We start from the raw sequence: 15374 nt of genomic DNA on the forward strand, positions 1-15374 counted from the left end.
TTTCCTCATCGGCTCAGCGCGGGAAGATCTCGGTGCTGGCGAAGAAGTACGCGATTTCCTGCGCGGCCGTTTCCGCCGCGTCGGAGCCGTGCACGGCGTTGGCGTCGATGCTGTCGGCGAAGTCGGCGCGGATGGTGCCCGGCGCGGCGTCCTTCGGATTGGTGGCGCCCATCAGCTCGCGGTTCTTCAGAATCGCGCCCTCGCCTTCCAGCACCTGGATGGCGACCGGGCCGGAGATCATGAACTCAACCAGCGCGCTGAAGAACGGGCGCTCGCGATGTACGGCGTAGAAGCCTTCGGCCTCGCGGCGCGAAAGGTGCTTCATCTTCGAGGCGACGATCTTCAGGCCGGCCTTCTCGAAACGCGAATAGATTTCGCCGACGACGTTCTTGGCGACGGCATCGGGCTTGATGATGGACAGGGTGCGCTCCAGCGCCATGGGGATTGTCTCCGTTGGGCGGGCCACTGAAGGCCCGAGGTTAACACGAAAAAACCCGCGCAGGGACGCGGGCTTAGGCTTGGTTTCACATGGCGATTCTAACCTAACGCCGGCGCTTTGTAACTTGCGCGTCGACACGTTTTGCTGCAAAGCAGCATGACAAGGGCCGGAACCGGGCAGAGAATCAAACAAGCGTTTGATTGCAGGTGCCCGATGGCCAACTCCACCCATTTCTCCACCAAGGACCGCATCCTGGGCGCGGCCGAGGAGCTGTTCGCCCAGCACGGCTTCGCCGGCACCTCGCTGCGCCAGGTCACCACCCGCGCCGACGTCAACATCGCCGCGGTCAACTACCACTTCGGCTCCAAGGAAAACCTGGTCAACGAGGTCTTCCGCCGCCGCATGGACGACATGACCGCCGCCCGCCTGGCGCAGTTGCACGCGGCGCTGGAGCAGCGCCCGGGCGAGTTGCAGCCGATCCTGGCCGCCTTCGTCGAACCGGCGCTGGCGCTGGCCCAGGACCGCCACGGCGGCGGCGCCTTCGTCCGCGTCATCGCCCGCGCCTACGCCGAGAAGAACGACGGCCTGCGCAAGTTCCTGTCCGACCACTACGGCCACGTGCTGCGCGAGTTCGGCAAGGCCATCGCCGCCTGCGTGCCGGAACTGAGCAAGGAGGAGCTGTACTGGCGGCTGGACTTCTTCTCCGGCGCGCTGACCTATGCGATGGCCGACTTCGGCCTGATCAAGCGCCCGGCCGGGGTCGGCGAGGCCGCCCACCGCGAGCGCGCCGCGCGCGAGTTGATCCGCTTCGTCGAGGCCGGCCTGCGCCGGCCCGCCCGGCCCCGCCGCCGGCAACGAATAACCGCAACATCCTCCAACCAGGAATCCCGACATGTCCAACCAACTGCTCGTACGCAAGGCGGCCGTCCTCGGGGCCGGCGTGATGGGGGCGCAGATCGCCGCCCACCTGACCAACGCCGGCGTCGATACCGTGCTGTTCGACCTGCCCGCCAGGGAAGGCCACCCCGACGGCATCGTGCTCAAGGCCATCGCCAACCTGGCCAAGCTCAGCCCCGCGCCGCTTGCCAGCAGGTCGCTGGCCGAGGCCATCACCCCGGCCAACTACGAGACCGGGCTGGAACTGCTGAAGGACTGCGACCTGATCATCGAGGCCATCGCCGAGCGGATGGACTGGAAGCAGGACCTGTACCGGAAGATCGCCCCGTTCGTGGCCGATCACGCGGTGCTGGCCTCCAACACCTCAGGCCTGGGCATCAACGCGCTGGCCGACGTGCTGCCCGGTCAGCTGCGCCACCGCTTCTGCGGCGTGCACTTCTTCAACCCGCCGCGCTACATGCACCTGGCCGAGCTGATTCCCGCCCGCGACACCGACAAGGCGGTGCTGGAGGGGCTGGAGACCTTCCTGACCACCCAGCTCGGCAAGGGCGTGGTCTACGCCAAGGACACCCCGAACTTCATCGGCAACCGCATCGGCGTGTTCTCGATCCTGGCGACCGCCCACCACACCGGCGAATTCAAGCTGGGCTTCGACGAAGTGGACGCCCTCACCGGCCCGCTGATCGGCCGGCCCAAGTCGGCCACCTACCGCACCTCCGACGTGGTCGGCCTGGACACGATGGCGCACGTCATCAAGACCATGGCCGACACCCTGCCCGACGACCCGTGGCACGACTACTTCAAGTCGCCCAAGTGGCTGGAGGCGCTGATCGCCAAGGGTGCGCTGGGCCAGAAGACCGGCGCCGGCATCTTCCGCAAGGCCGGCAAGGACATCCTGGTGCTGGACCTGGAAAAGCAGGACTACCGCCCTGCCGATCGCGCCGCCGCGCCCGAGGTGATCGAGATCCTGAAGATCAAGAACCCGGCCGAGAAGTTCGCCAGGCTGCGCGAGAGCCAGCACCCGCAGGCGCAGTTCCTGTGGGCGGTGTTCCGCGACCTGTTCCACTACAGCGCCTACCACCTGGCCGACATCGCCGAGACCGCGCGCGACGTCGACCTGGCCATCCGCTGGGGCTACGGCTGGTCGCTCGGCCCGTTCGAGACCTGGCAGGCCGCCGGCTGGAAGCAGGTGGCGCAGTGGATCGCCGACGACATCGTCGCCGGCAAGGCGATGAGCAGCGCGCCGCTGCCGGACTGGGTGTTCGACGGCCGCGAGGGCGTGCATGCCGCCGAGGGCAGCTACAGCCCGGCGCGCAACGCCAGGCTGCCGCGCTCGGCCCTGCCCGTCTACAGGCGCCAGCGCTTCCCCGATCCGCTGCTGGGCGAGAGCTTCGCGCAGGGCGAGACGGTGTTCGAGAACGACGGCGTGCGCCTGTGGAGCGACGGCGACGACATCGGCGTGGTCGGCTTCAAGACCAAGATGAACACCGTGTCCGACGCGGTGCTGGACGGCCTGCAGGAGGCCATCGGCCTCGCCGAGCGCAAGTTCAGGGGCCTGGTGATCTGGCAGGCGAAGGAGCCCTTCTCCGCCGGCGCCGACCTGGCCGGCGCGCTGGGCGCGTTGCAGGCCGGCAGGATCGCCGAGTTCGAGGCGATGGTCGCCAACTTCCAGGCCACCAGCCAGCGCATCAAGTATTCACTGGTGCCGGTGGTGTCGGCGGTGCGCGGGCTGGCGCTGGGCGGCGGCTGCGAGTTCCAGATGCACAGCGCCAAGGTGGTGGCCTCGCTGGAGAGCTACATCGGCCTGGTCGAGGCCGGCGTCGGCCTGCTGCCGGCCGGCGGCGGCCTGAAGGAACTGGCGGTGCGCGCCTCGCAGGCCGCCGGCCCGGGCGGCGACGTGTTCGCCGAGCTGAAGAAGACCTTCGAGACCGTGGCGATGGCCAAGGTGTCCGCCTCGGCGGTCGAAGCCAAGGAACTGGGCTTGCTGCGCGCCGGCGACCGCGTCGCCTTCAACGCCTACGAGTCGCTGCACATCGCCCGGGCCGAGGCGCTGGCGCTGGCCGAGGGCGGCTACCGCCCGCCGCTGCCGGCCCGCCGCATCCAGGTCGCCGGCGACGTCGGCATCGCCACCTTCAAGATGATGCTGGTCAACATGCTGGAAGGCCGCTTCATCAGCGAGTACGACTACGAGATCGCCACCCGCATCGCCACCGTGCTGTGCGGCGGCGAGATCGATCGCGGATCGCTGGTGGACGAGGAATGGCTGCTCAAGCTGGAACGCCAGCACTTCGTCGAACTGGCCCAGCAGGAGAAGACGCAGGCGCGCATCGGGCACATGCTGAAGACGGGCAAGCCGTTGAGGAACTGAGAATAGGGAATGGGGAATCGGGAATGGCGAAACGCAACGGCCCGATGCCCCTTCCTCCAAATTTCTGCCGGCAATAGGAATGTTCCCGGTCGCGCGGATCCGCTTCAACGATTCCCGACTCCCCATTCCCCATTCCCGGCTTTCGGAGAAAGCCAAATGACCAAGCAAATCCAGGACGCCTACATCGTCGCCGCCACCCGTACGCCGGTGGGCAAGGCGCCCAAGGGCGTGTTCCGCAATACCCGTCCCGACGACATGCTCGCGCACGTGCTGCGTTCGGTCGTCGCGCAGGCGCCCGGCATCGACCTCTCGCGCATCGACGACGCCATCATCGGCTGCGCGATGCCCGAGGGCGAGCAAGGCATGAACGTGGCGCGCATCGGCGTGCTGCTGGCCGGCCTGCCCGACACCGTCGCCGCGCAGACCGTCAACCGCTTCTGCTCCTCCGGCCTGCAGGCGGTAGCGCTGGCGGCCGACCAGATCCGCCTCGGCAACGCCGACCTGATGCTGGCCGGCGGCACCGAGTCGATGTCGATGGTGCCGATGATGGGCAACAAGGTCGCCCTCTCCCCGTCCGTGTTCAAGGACGACCACGTCGCCATCGCCTACGGCATGGGCATCACCGCCGAGAAGGTCGCCGAGGAATGGAAGATCTCGCGCGAGGACCAGGACGCGTTCGCGCTGGCCTCGCACCAGAAGGCCATCGCCGCGATCGCCGCCGGCGAATTCAAGGGCGAGATCAGCCCGTACGAGGTGATCTCGCACCAGCCGGACCTGGCCGGCAACACGGTGCGGCTGAAGAAGCTGCTGGTCGAGAACGACGAGGGCCCGCGTCCCGACAGTTCGCTGGAGGGACTGGCCAAGCTGCGCCCGGTGTTCCGCAACGGCCAGTTCGGCGGCAGCGTCACCGCCGGCAACTCCTCGCAGATGAGCGACGGCGCCGGCGCGGTGCTGCTGGCCTCCGAGCAGGCGATCAAGGACTACGGGCTGACCCCGCTGGCGCGCTTCGTCAGCTTCTCGGTCGCCGGCGTGCGCCCGGAAGTGATGGGCATCGGCCCGATCGCGGCGATCCCGAAGGCGCTGAAGCAGGCCGGCCTGGGCATGGATCAGCTGGACTGGATCGAACTGAACGAGGCCTTCGCCGCGCAGGCGCTGGCGGTGATCCGCGACAGCGGGCTGGACCCGTCCAGGGTCAACCCGCTGGGCGGCGCAATCGCGCTGGGCCACCCGCTGGGCGCCACCGGCGCCATCCGCACCGCGACCATCGTCCACGGCCTGCGCCGCCGCCAGCAGAAGTACGGCATGGTGACCATGTGCATCGGCACCGGCATGGGCGCGGCCGGCATCTTCGAGGCGCTCTGAGCCATCGCCTTTCGGCAACGCGAAACAGGAATGGCGCCCCGCGGGGGCGCCATTTCCCTGTCTTGCATTCCAACCTGCCGGCCAACGCCGCCGAGGTTCACTCCAGGTCGGTGACGCCCAGTTCGCTGAGCGCGCTCTGCATCGTCTCGCGCGCCGCATCGCTGAGCTTCTCGTGGTCCAGCGCGTAGCGGATGGTCGCCTCGATCAGGCCGATGTGGGTGCCGCAATCGAAGCGCGTGCCCTGGAAGCGATAGGCGTGCACCGGCTTTTCCGCCAGCAGCGCAGCGATGGCGTCGGTGAGCTGGATCTCGCCGCCGGCGCCGGGCGTGGTGCTCTCCAGCAGCGCGAAGATGCGCGCGTCCAGCACGTAGCGCCCGACCACGGCGAGGTTGCTCGGCGCCTCCTCCGGCCGCGGCTTCTCCACGATCTCGCCGATGCGGCCGGAGCGGCCCGAGAACGCCTCGGTGGCGACGATGCCGTAGCTGTCGGTCTTGTCGGCCGGCACGTTCTGCACCGCGATCATGCTGGCGCCGGAAGCCTCGGCCGCGTCGGCCATCTGCTTCAGCGCGCCCGGCCCGCGGTTCCAGATCAGATCGTCCGGCAGGATCACCGCGAACGGCTCGTCGCCGACGATCGGCTTGGCGCACAGCACCGCGTGGCCCAGTCCCAGCGCCTCGGCCTGGGTGACGAACACCGCGCGCACGTGCGGCGGCAGCACGTTGCGCACCAGTTCGAGCTGCTCGGTCTTGCCGGCGCGCTCGAGCTTCTGTTCCAGCTCGTAGGCCTTGTCGAAGTAGTCGGCCACCGCGTGCTTGTAGCGGTTGGTGACGAACACCAGCGTGTCGCAGCCGGCCTCGATGGCCTCGTCGACGGCGTACTGGATCAGCGGCCGATCGATGATCGGCAGCATCTCCTTGGGAACGGTCTTGGTCGCGGGAAGAAAGCGGGTGCCGAGTCCGGCCACCGGGAAAACGGCCTTGCGGATGCGTTGCGTCATCGGATTCTTCGGGTCTCGCGCGCGGGGAAGGCGACGATGTTGGCGGCGGCGCCGTCGAATTCCTGTTCGAGCGGCGCGAACTCGGGCACCGCCACGCGCAGCACGTCGCGCAGCTCGTCGGTGTCGTAGCGCGCATAGGCGCCGCGCAGGCGCTGCAGCGCCAGTTCCAGGAATTCCGGCGCGATCTCGCGCGCCTCGGCCTGCAGGATCTTCGAGTGCGAGGTCGGCCGGTAGTCCTCGTCGGCGTGGAAGAGGTTCTCGTGCAGCTTCTCGCCGGGACGCAGGCCGGTGTAGACGATGGCGATGTCGCGCCCGGGCTGCTTGCCGGCCAGCCGGATCATCTGCTCGGCCAGCAGCCGGATCGGCACCGGCTCGCCCATGTCCAGGGTGTAGATCGAGGCATGCGCGGCGCCGGCGGCGGCCTGCAGGATCAACTGGCACGACTCGGGGATGGTCATGAAATAGCGGGTGACCTCGGGATCGGTCACCGTCACCGGCCCGCCCTTGCGAATCTGCTCGCGGAACAGCGGTACCACGCTGCCGGCCGAATCGAGCACGTTGCCGAAGCGCACGGTGACGTAGCGCGTACCGGCCTTGCCGTCGTCCATCGTCTGGCAGACCATCTCGGCCAGCCGCTTGGTCGCGCCCAGCACGTTGGCCGGATCGACCGCCTTGTCGGTGGAAATCAGCACGAAGGTGGCCACGCCGGCGTCGCGGCAGGCGCGGGCGACCGTCTCGGTGGCCAGCACGTTGTTGCCGACCGCTTCGCGCAGGTGCCGTTCCAGCAGCGGCACCTGCTTGTAGGCGGCGGCATGGAAGACCGCGTCCGGCTCGGACAGCCGCAGCGCATGCCCGATCACCGCCGGATCGCCGCAGTTGCCCAGCACCGGGATCAGCTCCAGATCCGGGAAGGCGCGCTGCAGGTCGGCCTGGATGGTGATCAGCGCCAGTTCGTCCACTTCCAGCAGGGCGATGCGCTGGGCGCCGTGGCGGGCGCACTGCCGGCACAGTTCCGAGCCGATGGACCCGCCGGCGCCGGTGACCAGCACCGTGCGCGCGCCCAGCCAGCCGCGGATCAGCTTCCAGTCGGGGGTGACCGACTTGCGCCCCAGCAGGTCCTCGATGGCGACCTCCTTGAGATCGCCCGGCATCGAATGGCCTTCCAGCACGTTGACCAGCCGCGGCACCATCCGGAACGGCAGGCCGGTGCTCTCGCAGATGGCCACCACCCGCTGCATCGCCGGGGCGTCCAGCGACGGCATCGCGATGACCAGCAGCTTGGCCGCGGTCTCGCGGGCGACCCGGGCCGCGTTGTCCAGCGTGCCCAGCACCGGCACGCCCTGCAGGCGCGCGCCCTGCAGGCGCGGCGCGTCGTCCAGGAAGGCGACCGGGTAATAGACGCCGGTGCGGCGCAGTTCGCGCACCAGCGCCTCGCCGGCGCGGCCGGCGCCGAGGATGACCACGCGCGAGGAGGCGTGATGGGTCCGGTTGACCTGGAAATCCTTCCAGGCCCGGTAGGCCAGCCGCGGCAGGCCCAGCATGACCACCATCAGGACCGGGTAGAACGCCAGCACGGTCCTGGGCAGCGATTCGTGGCGGTTGTAGAAGAACAGGCCCAGCGCGATCAGGACCGTGCCCAGCAGGCTGGCCTTGCCGATGTTCCACAGGTCCGGCAGGCTGGCGAAGCGCCACAGTCCGCGATACAGCCCCATCCACCAGAACACCGCCGCCTGTCCCAGCAGGACCACGGCGATCTCGTTGGACCACAAGGGGAAATCGGGCGCGTAGGCCACGAACGAGTACCGGACCCGGTGTAGGATCTGCCAGCACAGCCAGACCATGACCAGATCGTGCGCCACCACCAGCATGCGTGGGGTCAGGCTGGTCAGACGGTCGCGCCGGGACATCATGCGTTGTTCACTCCTTGTCGGTCTTCGTCGCGTTCCGGGCGAACCACCACCCTGCCGCCAGACCCAGATAGCCGAGGAAGGTGGCGGCAATGGCCGTATACGTTGATGAACGCGACGATAGCACCATCAAGATTAATGTTAAGAGACTCAGCCCGCCATATACGACGGTTATCGCAGAATGCCCGTGACGCCGGGCCGAGATCTGGTAGACATGGGTGACGTGCGGCGTCCACCAGCGATCCCCGGCGAGCATGCGCGACAGCAGCGTGAAGCCCGCGTCTACGAGGAAGACCGCCAGCGGCAGCATCACCACCGGCCAGGCCGCTGACGCCGGCCCGACCGACAGCACCGCCAGCGCGGCCAGCGCGTAGCCGAGCGCACCGCTGCCGACGTCGCCCAGGAAGATCCGCGCTTTGGGGAAGTTGAACGGCAGGAAGCCCAGGCAGGCGGCCAGCAGTGCGCCGGCCAGCAACGGGGTCGCCGACGCGCCGACGAGGGCGTAGCCCAGCGCGGCAATCGCCGCCTGGCTCGCCGCCAGCCCATTGATGCCGTCCATGAAGTTCCAGACGTTCACCAGCACCAGCGCCAGCGCGAAGGCCAGCAGGCCGAGCCAGGCATTGTCCGCCTGCTGGTGGACGCCCCAGGCCAGCACGGCGGCCGCGACGACCTGCACGACGAAGCGCGACAGCGGCGAAAGCGGTCGGTGATCGTCCCACCAGCCGATGCCCGCGACCAGCAGCAGGCCGGCGGCGAACGCGCCGAGCAGGTCCGGCCCCAGGACCGACCACCGCCAGCACGCGCCGGTGGCCAGCAGCAGGCAGATCACGATGGCGATGCCGCCGCCGCGCGGGGTGGCGGCGGTGTGGCTGCGGCGTTCGCCGGGATGATCCAGCAGCCGCCGGCGCAACGCGTACGCGCGCGCGGCCCAGGTCAATGCCGCCGCCAGCCCGAAGTGCAGCGGCAGCCAGCTTTCCCAGCCCGGCATCACACCACCGCGTAGTTGAGCAGCGGCTTGACGGTGCCCCACTCCTTGCAGCTCGGGCACTGCCAGTGGTGCGTGCGCGCGCCGAACCCGCAGCGCGTGCAGCGGTAGCTGGGATTGCGCACCAGCAACTGGTCGGTGATGTGCTTGAGATCGTGCAGCGTGGCCGACGGATCCGCGCCCTCGGCCAGGGTCAGGTCGATCAGCGCCGCCTCGCCGCGCACCGACGGCCTGTCCTTCAGCTGCCGGGCCAGGTAGGCGCGCGCGGCGGCCACGCCATCCTGGTTCTCGACCAGTCGGGTCAGCGCCAGCACCGGGGCGATGCCGCGGTAGTGCTCGCACATTTCCGAAAGGAAGGCGCGCGCGCCGGAAAGATCGCCGCCCTTCTCGTAGTTGGCCAGCAGGCTCGGGAGTATTTCCGGCAGGTAGTCGGGATCGTGCCGTGCCGCACGCTCGAAGGCGCGGATCGCCGCCTCGGCGTTGCCGGCATCCGACTCGATGCGCCCCTCCAGGATGCCGGCGCGCACGCTGCCGGCATCGGCCTGGTAGGCGCGGGCGATGGCCTGGCGCGCCGCGTCCATGTCGTTGGCGGTGCGGTGGCGCTCGGCCAGTTCGCATTCGAACTGCGCGACCAGCCGGCCCATCGGCTCGCCGGTGACTTCCTCGTAGCGCAAGGCGTTGTCGATGGCCTTCTCCCAGTCGCGCTCGGCCTGGTAGATGCCGATCAGGTGCTTGAGCGCCTGCGGCGCGCGCCGGTCGATGCGGGCCAGGTCGCTGAACACGGTTTCGGCGCGATCCAGCAGGCCCGAGCGCATGTAGTCCTCGCCCAGCGCCAGCAGCGCCTGCACCTTCTGCTGGTCACTGAGATCCGGGCGCTGCACCAGCCCCTGGTGCAGGCGGATGGCGCGATCGACTTCGCCGCGGCGGCGGAACAGGTGGCCCAGCGCGACCTGGGTCTCGAAGGTTTCCTTGTCCAGTTCGGCGATGTGCAGGAACAGCTCGATCGCCTTGTCGGGCTGCTCGTTGAGCAGGTAGTTCAGGCCGCGGAAATAGGTGCTGGACAGGCGGCTGACCTGGGTGGTGCCGTGCCGCTGCCCGCCGCGCCGGCCGACCACCCAGCCGCTCAGCGCCGCCAGCGGCAGGAACAGGAAGAACCAGAACCATTCGCTCAGGAACTGCTGCATCGATCAGAACCCGGCGCCGGTGGACGAAGGCGGCAGCGGCGAGGCGGCGCCGGCATCGGCGGCGACCGCGGCCTTGCCCGCCTTGCGCAGTCGCGCGTACAGGGGCAGCACCAGCGTGGCCAGCACAATCAGGCCGCCGATGAGGACGCCCGCCAGCAGGGATACGATGATCGCCGCGCCCGAGGAGGTCGCGAATTCGGCGAAGAGGAAATTGACCCGTATCGGCTGGGTGTTGAGGACGCCGATGACCAGGCCGACGGCAAGGAAGACCAGGGCAACGAGCAGGCGGAACACGTTCATCGGGCGACTCCTTGCGGCGGTGTCGCTAGCTTAGCCGAGACGGCACGGCGCGGTCAGCGCCGGCGGGGCGTCATTCGCCGTTCTCGACGATGGGCGTGACCGCGCTGACGCGCTCGCGCAGTTCCTTGCCGGGCTTGAAATGCGGCACGTGCTTGGCCGGCAACGCGACCGACTCGCCGGTCTTGGGGTTGCGGCCCACGCGCGGGGGACGGTAGTGCAGGGAAAAGCTGCCGAAGCCGCGAATCTCGATCCGATCGCCCTGGGCCAGCGATCCCGCCATCATTTCCAGCAGCGCCTTGACCGCCAGATCGACGTCTTCGGCCTTCAGGTGCGGCTGGCGGCGGGCCAGGATTTCGATGAGTTCGGACTTGGTCATCGCTTATGGCATCAGGCGGATATGCCCATGACCGGCCCGGGGATGACACCCCGGGCCGGATGGGAACGGCTTGTTGCTTTGCGCTTACTCGGACTTGCCGCCGTCCAGCTGCGCGCGCAGCAGCGCGCCCAGGCTGGTGGTGCCAGCGGCCGCTTCGGCGGCGGACTTGTTGTACTCGGCCAGCGCCTCGGCGGTCTCGGCTTCGTCCTTGGCCTTGATCGACAGCTGCAGCGTGCGCCCCTTGCGGTCCATGCCGGTGAACTTGGCCTCGACCTTGTCGCCGACCTTCAGGTGCTGGCTGGCGTCGTCCACGCGCTCGTGGCTGATGTCGCGGGCGGAAACGTAGCCTTCGATGCCGTCGGCCAGTTCGATGACGGCGCCCTTGGCGTCGACTTCCTTGACCGTGCCTTCGACCTTCGAGCCCTTCGGATGCGCGGCCATGTACTGGCCGAACGGATCCTGCTCGAGCTGCTTGACGCCCAGGCTGATGCGCTCGCGTTCCGGATCGACGGCCAGCACCACGGCTTCAAGGGTGTCGCCCTTCTTGAAGTTGCGGGCCAGGTCCTCGCCGGTGGAGTTCCAGCTGATGTCCGACAGGTGGATCAGGCCGTCGATGCCGCCGTCCAGGCCGATGAAGATGCCGAAGTCGGTGATCGACTTGATCTGGCCGGACACCTTGTCGTTCTTCTTGTGGATGGCCGCGAAGGTCTCCCACGGGTTGGCGGCGACCTGCTTCATGCCCAGCGAGATGCGGCGACGCTCTTCGTCCACGTCCAGCACCATCACCTCGACGTCGTCGCCGACCTGCACGACCTTGGACGGGTTGACGTTCTTGTTGGTCCAGTCCATTTCCGACACGTGCACCAGGCCTTCCACGCCCGGCTCGATCTCGACGAACGCGCCGTAGTCGGTGACGTTGGAGACCTTGCCGAACACGCGGCTGTTGGCCGGGTAGCGGCGGGCGATGTTGTCCCACGGATCCTCGCCCAGCTGCTTCAGGCCCAGCGAGACGCGGTTGCGCTCGCGGTCGTACTTCAGCACGCGCACGTCCAGCTCCTGGCCGACCTCGACCACCTCGGACGGATGGCGCACGCGCTTCCACGCCATGTCGGTGATGTGCAGCAGGCCGTCGATGCCGCCCAGGTCGACGAACGCGCCGTAGTCGGTGAGGTTCTTGACCACGCCCTTCAGCACCACGCCTTCCTGCAGCTTGTCCATCAGCTGCTCGCGCTCTTCCGAATGCTCGCTCTCGACCACCGCGCGGCGGGAGACGACGACATTGTTGCGCTTGCGATCCAGCTTGATGAGCTTGAACTCCAGCTCCTTGCCTTCCAGGTAGCCCGGGTCGCGCACCGGGCGCACGTCGACCAGCGAGCCCGGCAGGAACGCGCGGACGTCCTTGATGTCGACGGTGAAGCCGCCCTTGACCTTGCCGCTGATGCGGCCGGTGATGGTCTCGTTCTTCTCGAGGGCTTCCTCGAGCTCGTCCCACACCATCGCGCGCTTGGCCTTCTCGCGCGAGAGGACGGTTTCGCCGAAGCCGTTCTCGATGGAGTCGAGCGCGACCTTCACCTGGTCGCCCACGCCCACGTCGATCTCGCCTGCGTCGTTACGGAACTGTTCGATCGGCACGATGCCTTCGGACTTCAGGCCCGCGTTGATCACCACCACGTCGTTGCGCACTTCCACGACGGTGCCAACGACGATCGCGCCGGGCTTCAGCTTGGCGAGATGGGTCTGGCTCTGTTCGAACAGCTCTGCAAATGATTCGGTCATTAGTTGATTACTCGGTTGGACACACGGACAGGTGTACGCCGTGATGGCGCGCCCCCTGCCCACCCTTTCTGGCACGCGAGTGCCGTGTGTTGAATGGAAAAACGTCGCCTCGGCACGATTGCCTCGGGACGGCCTGTCCTGCTTCGCTCGATGCCGGGCCGGCGCCGCGACGCCTTCCCTTCCTGCCTTGCCCTTGCCAGGGAAGGAAGCCGGGGCAGCCGCAGCGGTTGCTGCGGCTACGGCGCCACGATTGCCAGCACGCGCTCGACCACCTGTTCGATATCCAGCCCGGTGGTGTCGATGAGGACGGCGTCGTCGGCCGGCCGCAGCGGCGCCACCGTGCGCTGCGCATCGCGGGCGTCACGGGCGAGAATCTCGCGTAGCAGACCGTCGATTGTGACCGAAACCCCTTTGTCTTTCAACTGCTTATACCGCCTGTCGGCGCGCTCCTCGGCGCTGGCGGTCAGGAACACCTTGAACCGGGCGTCCGGGAAGATGACCGTGCCCATGTCGCGGCCGTCGGCGACCAGCCCCGGCGGCTGCCGGAAGGCTCGCTGGCGCTCCTTCAGCGCCGAGCGCACCTCCGGGAAGGCGGCGATGGCCGAGGCCACCGCGCCGGTGGTCTCCAGCCGCAGTTCCTCGGTGGCGTCGACCTCGTTGACCAGCACGCGCAGCCCTTTGCCCGAGTCGTCGGCGAAGCGGACCCGGGTGTCGAAGGTGCAGCGCACCAGCGCGGCGGCGTCGGAGACGTCCAGGTTGGCCCAGCTGGCGGCGACCCCGACCGCGCGGTAGAGCGCGCCGGAGTCCAGGTAGTGCCAGCCCAGCCGGCCGGCCACGATGCGGCTGACCGTGCCCTTGCCGGCGCCGGAGGGACCATCGATGGTGAGGACGGGGACGTTTTCGGGCATGGGGGCTTCCTTCGGATTTGCCCCATTATGCCGCCCGTTCCCGGCCGGGCCGCCGCCGCGCCCGGCCGTCGCAGGCAACCACTTGATGCGGCTGGGGAATTGCCGCTAGAATAGCGGGCTTGATTTCGCCCAACCCCATTTACGCCGAGGTTTATCCCATGAAGGTCCTGTCCTCCCTGAAGTCGGCGAAGGCCCGTCACCGCGACTGCAAGGTGGTCCGCCGCCGCGGCAAGGTCTTCGTGATCTGCAAGTCCAATCCGCGCTTCAAGGCCCGCCAGCGCTGAGGCTGCGGGACACCCCGACGGGCGGCGCCAGCTCCGGCCCGCGTGGTGCAAAGCAAAAAGCCGCCGCAAGGCGGCTTTTTGTTTCAGGCCATTCATTGCCCGGTCGCGTGGCGACGCGCCAACCCACCCATTACTGCACATTACTTGCGGCGCGGCGGTTTTTTGTTGCACGCGTTTTGCTATAAAGGCGCGTCCATCGGGGGAACCGCATCCATGAACCGTCGTGCCTACGTCCTTCCTTTCATCGCCCTGCTCGCCGTGGCCGGCAGCGCTTCCGCCGACACGCTGCTGATCGACCGCGCCGCCGAAAAGCCCGCGCAGGCCGTCCCGCTCCGCGGCCAGACCGCCGCCGAGGTCGAGGCGCGCTTCGGCGCGCCGCAGCAGCGGCTGGATCCGCGCGGCGGGCAGAAGCGCCAGTGGCCGGTGATCAACCGCTGGGTCTACCCGGCCTTCACCGTCTATTTCGAGAAGAACCGCGTCATCGACGTGGTCGCCAACCAGGCCGGTCCGCAGGAAATCGGCCCCAAGCCGCCGATTCGTTGATCCCATGAGCGACGCCTTGCGCTTTCCCGCGGAGTGGGAACCCCAGTCCGCGATCCTGCTCGCCTGGCCGCACGCCGAGACCGACTGGGGCCCGCGCCTGGGCGAGGTCGAGGAGACCTACGTCGCCCTGGTGGCGGCCATCACCCGCTTCCAGCCGGTGGTGATCTGCGTGGCCGACGACGACCTGCAGACCTACGCCGAGGCGCGCCTGCGCTCGGCGCGCATCGACATGGGCAAGGTGCGCTTCGTGCCGGCCGAGTACGACGACACCTGGCTGCGCGATTCCGGCCCGATCACGCTGGGCGACGGACAGCGCTTCAAGCTGCTCGACTTCCGCTTCACCGGCTGGGGCGGCAAGTACGAGGCCGGCCGCGACGACCTGCTGGTCGGCGAGTTGTCCGGGCTCAACGTCTTCCACAACTACTTCGTCCAGAGCATCGATTTCGCCCTGGAAGGCGGGGCCATCGAGACCGACGGCGCCGGCACCCTGCTGACCACCTGGCGCTGCCTGCAGGAGCGCCATCCCGACGCGCCGCGCGCCGAACTGGCCGAGAAGCTGGCCGGCTGGCTGCGCCAGCAGCGGGTGCTGTGGCTGGACCACGGTTACCTGGAGGGCGACGATACCGACGCCCACATCGATACGCTGGCGCGGTTCGCGCCGGACGACGCCATCGTGTTCCAGGCCTGCGACGATCCGCAGGATTCGCACTACGCCGAACTGCGGGCGATGGCCGACGAACTGGCCGCGCTGCGCACGCTGCACGGCAAGCCGTACCGGCTGTTCCCGCTGCCGTGGGCGCGGCCGATCCTCGACGAAGGCCGGCGGCTGGCGGCGTCCTACGCCAACTACCTGATCGTCAACGGCGCGGTGCTGATGCCAGCCTATGGCGATCCGGCCGACGCGCGCGCGGCGGCGGTGCTGGCGCAGGCCTACCCGGATCGCGAGATCGTGCAGGTGCCCTGCCGGCCGCTGATCTGGCAGAACGGCAGCCTGCACTGCATCACCATGCAGTTGCCCGCGGGCCTGCTCGCGCCGGGTTGAACCCGG

The 15374-nt window shown here is 68.6% G+C and carries 14 protein-coding genes and 1 pseudogene; 6 read left to right on the forward strand and 9 right to left on the reverse strand.

Annotation, left to right across the window (positions count from 1 at the left end; translation table 11 throughout):
* Positions 1-13 precede the first annotated feature (13 nt).
* Entirely contained in the window at positions 14-439 is a 426-nt protein-coding gene (ndk, locus tag AAG688_RS09575) for a nucleoside-diphosphate kinase (RefSeq protein WP_411834976.1), read from the reverse strand.
* Positions 440-652: 213 nt separating this feature from the next.
* On the opposite strand from ndk, the pseudogene AAG688_RS09580 reads away from it, so the two are divergent.
* The 3 genes and pseudogenes from AAG688_RS09580 to AAG688_RS09590 all read left to right on the forward strand — a co-directional run.
* Positions 653-1279, forward strand: a pseudogene (locus AAG688_RS09580) (TetR/AcrR family transcriptional regulator); the annotation flags it as partial.
* A 52-nt stretch (positions 1280-1331) separates the two neighbouring features.
* Positions 1332-3704, forward strand: a complete 2373-nt coding sequence (locus tag AAG688_RS09585; protein WP_411832041.1) for a 3-hydroxyacyl-CoA dehydrogenase/enoyl-CoA hydratase family protein — start codon at positions 1332-1334, stop codon at positions 3702-3704.
* A 156-nt stretch (positions 3705-3860) separates the two neighbouring features.
* Complete coding sequence (locus AAG688_RS09590) at positions 3861-5066, forward strand: acetyl-CoA C-acyltransferase (RefSeq protein ID WP_411832042.1); 1206 nt, start codon at positions 3861-3863, stop codon at positions 5064-5066.
* Positions 5067-5163: 97 nt separating this feature from the next.
* On the opposite strand, the gene galU is transcribed toward AAG688_RS09590, so the two are convergent.
* From galU to cmk, 8 genes are all read right to left on the reverse strand, one after another.
* Positions 5164-6063, reverse strand: coding sequence for a UTP--glucose-1-phosphate uridylyltransferase GalU (gene galU, locus AAG688_RS09595; protein WP_411832043.1), 900 nt, complete (start codon positions 6061-6063; stop codon positions 5164-5166).
* Positions 6060-7973, reverse strand: coding sequence for a polysaccharide biosynthesis protein (locus tag AAG688_RS09600; RefSeq protein ID WP_411832044.1), 1914 nt, complete (start codon positions 7971-7973; stop codon positions 6060-6062). Before AAG688_RS09600 ends, galU begins: the two co-directional genes overlap by 4 nt.
* Positions 7974-7980: 7 nt before the next feature.
* A complete protein-coding gene (locus AAG688_RS09605) occupies positions 7981-8958 on the reverse strand; it encodes a lipopolysaccharide biosynthesis protein (protein ID WP_411832045.1) in 978 nt (325 codons plus the stop codon).
* Positions 8958-10139 (reverse strand): lipopolysaccharide assembly protein LapB, encoded by a 1182-nt coding sequence (gene lapB, locus AAG688_RS09610; RefSeq protein WP_411832046.1) that lies wholly within the window; start codon positions 10137-10139, stop codon positions 8958-8960. The genes AAG688_RS09605 and lapB overlap by 1 nt, the downstream gene beginning before the upstream one ends.
* Positions 10140-10142: 3 nt before the next feature.
* Positions 10143-10439 (reverse strand): lipopolysaccharide assembly protein LapA domain-containing protein, encoded by a 297-nt coding sequence (locus AAG688_RS09615; RefSeq protein ID WP_411832047.1) that lies wholly within the window; start codon positions 10437-10439, stop codon positions 10143-10145.
* A 70-nt stretch (positions 10440-10509) separates the two neighbouring features.
* On the reverse strand, positions 10510-10815 hold the full coding sequence (locus AAG688_RS09620; protein WP_411832048.1) for an integration host factor subunit beta: 306 nt from the start codon (positions 10813-10815) through the stop codon (positions 10510-10512).
* 84 nt (positions 10816-10899) lie between these two features.
* The gene (gene rpsA, locus AAG688_RS09625; RefSeq protein WP_411832049.1) at positions 10900-12591 is read right to left on the reverse strand and encodes a 30S ribosomal protein S1; all 1692 of its coding nucleotides are present in this window, start codon (positions 12589-12591) and stop codon (positions 10900-10902) included.
* A gap of 236 nt (positions 12592-12827) precedes the next feature.
* Entirely contained in the window at positions 12828-13499 is a 672-nt protein-coding gene (gene cmk / locus AAG688_RS09630) for a (d)CMP kinase (protein ID WP_411832050.1), read from the reverse strand.
* Positions 13500-13657: 158 nt separating this feature from the next.
* Between cmk and ykgO the strand changes: the two genes are divergently transcribed.
* From ykgO to AAG688_RS09645, 3 genes are all read left to right on the forward strand, one after another.
* Positions 13658-13783 carry a type B 50S ribosomal protein L36 gene (gene ykgO, locus AAG688_RS09635; protein WP_010342887.1) on the forward strand — a complete coding sequence of 42 codons (126 nt, stop codon included), beginning with the start codon at positions 13658-13660 and terminating at the stop codon, positions 13781-13783.
* A gap of 213 nt (positions 13784-13996) precedes the next feature.
* Positions 13997-14326, forward strand: coding sequence for a hypothetical protein (locus tag AAG688_RS09640; protein WP_411832051.1), 330 nt, complete (start codon positions 13997-13999; stop codon positions 14324-14326).
* A gap of 4 nt (positions 14327-14330) precedes the next feature.
* Complete coding sequence (locus AAG688_RS09645) at positions 14331-15368, forward strand: agmatine/peptidylarginine deiminase (RefSeq protein ID WP_411832052.1); 1038 nt, start codon at positions 14331-14333, stop codon at positions 15366-15368.
* Positions 15369-15374: the final 6 nt, after the last annotated feature.

This window comes from Pseudoxanthomonas mexicana, assembly GCF_046736355.1.
Classification (GTDB): domain Bacteria; phylum Pseudomonadota; class Gammaproteobacteria; order Xanthomonadales; family Xanthomonadaceae; genus Pseudoxanthomonas_A; species Pseudoxanthomonas_A mexicana_B.

Bases quoted from the DNA above. Each gene is read 5' to 3' on its own strand.
- AAG688_RS09640 (WP_411832051.1), top strand. From the start codon at position 13,997: ATGAACCGTCGTGCCTACGTCCTTCCTTTCATCGCCCTGCTCGCCGTG.
- AAG688_RS09590 (WP_411832042.1), top strand. From the start codon at position 3,861: ATGACCAAGCAAATCCAGGACGCCTACATCGTCGCCGCCACCCGTACG.
- ndk (WP_411834976.1), bottom strand. From the start codon at position 439: ATGGCGCTGGAGCGCACCCTGTCCATCATCAAGCCCGATGCCGTCGCC.
- ykgO (WP_010342887.1), top strand. From the start codon at position 13,658: ATGAAGGTCCTGTCCTCCCTGAAGTCGGCGAAGGCCCGTCACCGCGAC.
- AAG688_RS09585 (WP_411832041.1), top strand. From the start codon at position 1,332: ATGTCCAACCAACTGCTCGTACGCAAGGCGGCCGTCCTCGGGGCCGGC.
- cmk (WP_411832050.1), bottom strand. From the start codon at position 13,499: ATGCCCGAAAACGTCCCCGTCCTCACCATCGATGGTCCCTCCGGCGCC.
- AAG688_RS09615 (WP_411832047.1), bottom strand. From the start codon at position 10,439: ATGAACGTGTTCCGCCTGCTCGTTGCCCTGGTCTTCCTTGCCGTCGGC.
- galU (WP_411832043.1), bottom strand. From the start codon at position 6,063: ATGACGCAACGCATCCGCAAGGCCGTTTTCCCGGTGGCCGGACTCGGC.
- lapB (WP_411832046.1), bottom strand. From the start codon at position 10,139: ATGCAGCAGTTCCTGAGCGAATGGTTCTGGTTCTTCCTGTTCCTGCCG.
- AAG688_RS09645 (WP_411832052.1), top strand. From the start codon at position 14,331: ATGAGCGACGCCTTGCGCTTTCCCGCGGAGTGGGAACCCCAGTCCGCG.
- rpsA (WP_411832049.1), bottom strand. From the start codon at position 12,591: ATGACCGAATCATTTGCAGAGCTGTTCGAACAGAGCCAGACCCATCTC.
- AAG688_RS09605 (WP_411832045.1), bottom strand. From the start codon at position 8,958: ATGCCGGGCTGGGAAAGCTGGCTGCCGCTGCACTTCGGGCTGGCGGCG.
- AAG688_RS09600 (WP_411832044.1), bottom strand. From the start codon at position 7,973: ATGATGTCCCGGCGCGACCGTCTGACCAGCCTGACCCCACGCATGCTG.
- AAG688_RS09620 (WP_411832048.1), bottom strand. From the start codon at position 10,815: ATGACCAAGTCCGAACTCATCGAAATCCTGGCCCGCCGCCAGCCGCAC.